Here is a 1,136-nt window from a genome sequence, read left to right as displayed (position 1 = left end):
AAATTTCTCTAAACAACAACTCACTATCCTCCACTATCATCATCTGACAACAACACTATTGCTAATCTCGTAGCTGAATGAATATAACTACATTGGAGACAAAAGAGCTATATTCCTCTCTTCTCCCGTTTAATATTTTTATTCAATTATTGCTTAAAAAATTAATATTCTACTGTTGATGATCACTTGTGCAAAGCTTTTTTTATTTTCTGGCGCTTTTTATCATTTTCAAAACGTAACATCAAATCTCGCTCTTGTTTTGTCGAATTGGTTACACCAAAAGTATCATTATCCATAACCTGCTGATACCCTGCTACCATTAAATTGACTAAAAATGAATCACTTCGCGGCGTTGATGAAAAATAGATTCCCTTTGAATCTTGTAATTTGTACCGATAACCTGCTTTAGTCATGCACTCATAAACTGCTGCAAAATCACTTGCACGCGAATCCATATTTTCAGAAGAAGCGTAGATTGGTTTCCAGCCACATTTTGACAATGCCTGTTGGACCATAGACTTACTGACACTGGGCTTTTCCCATAATTCTAACGTCGATGGGGGAGGTTTGCTAATACACCCAGCAGAGCTTAATAAAATTATAGCACTCAATAATTTCAATGTTTTTTTCATTTCCCCCTCCTTCAATATTTATAATAGAAAGACTGACAAGTCTGCTAATATTCGCTCACACGCAAGATAACTCTTGTTAGCATATAGATATTGAAGAAACAATCCACCCCCCCCATGCAAAAACAAAAATGTAAGGATTTTTGATTACAGCAGCCTCAATACTTAAGGTTGACATTCAGGTTGTCCTTTATGCTCTTCACAATGAGGACTATTCAAACGCCTCTCTACACTTCGCTGAGGAATAACTGCATCAGGCTGACAAATTGGGAGATTTTCATATTTCTCACACCACTTCATTCTTCCCAATTTATCTTGAAAACCTGCTTGTATCATGCATGCATTCACAGACTCCTCAGCATTAAATTTCTCATCCATACTTTTTTCTGTATCAAGACGACCATCAAAATGCTGCATGCCACATTCTAATAGAGCTTTTTTGATCTCAAGCTGATCTGCGCCGGGCTTTTCCCATGCATCTACAGCTGTTCGAGAAGGCTGTTCTTC

Annotated in this window: 2 protein-coding genes; both read right to left on the bottom strand. The window is 37.2% G+C overall.

Annotation, left to right across the window (positions count from 1 at the left end):
- Positions 1-182 precede the first annotated feature (182 nt).
- Complete coding sequence (locus ACFIKE_RS11050; protein WP_375649968.1) at positions 183-632, bottom strand: hypothetical protein; 450 nt, start codon at positions 630-632, stop codon at positions 183-185.
- A gap of 162 nt (positions 633-794) precedes the next feature.
- Positions 795-1,136 (bottom strand): hypothetical protein (locus ACFIKE_RS11045; protein WP_375649966.1); only part of this gene is annotated, 342 nt, incomplete at its 5' end.

This window comes from Bartonella sp. MU70NMGDW, from assembly GCF_042194085.1.
GTDB lineage: Bacteria > Pseudomonadota > Alphaproteobacteria > Rhizobiales > Rhizobiaceae > Bartonella > Bartonella grahamii.
Note: the sequence above shows the minus strand (reverse complement) of the source record. Positions and strands in the feature narration are given on the sequence as shown.

Bases quoted from the DNA above. Each gene is read 5' to 3' on its own strand.
- ACFIKE_RS11050 (WP_375649968.1), bottom strand. From the start codon at position 632: ATGAAAAAAACATTGAAATTATTGAGTGCTATAATTTTATTAAGCTCT.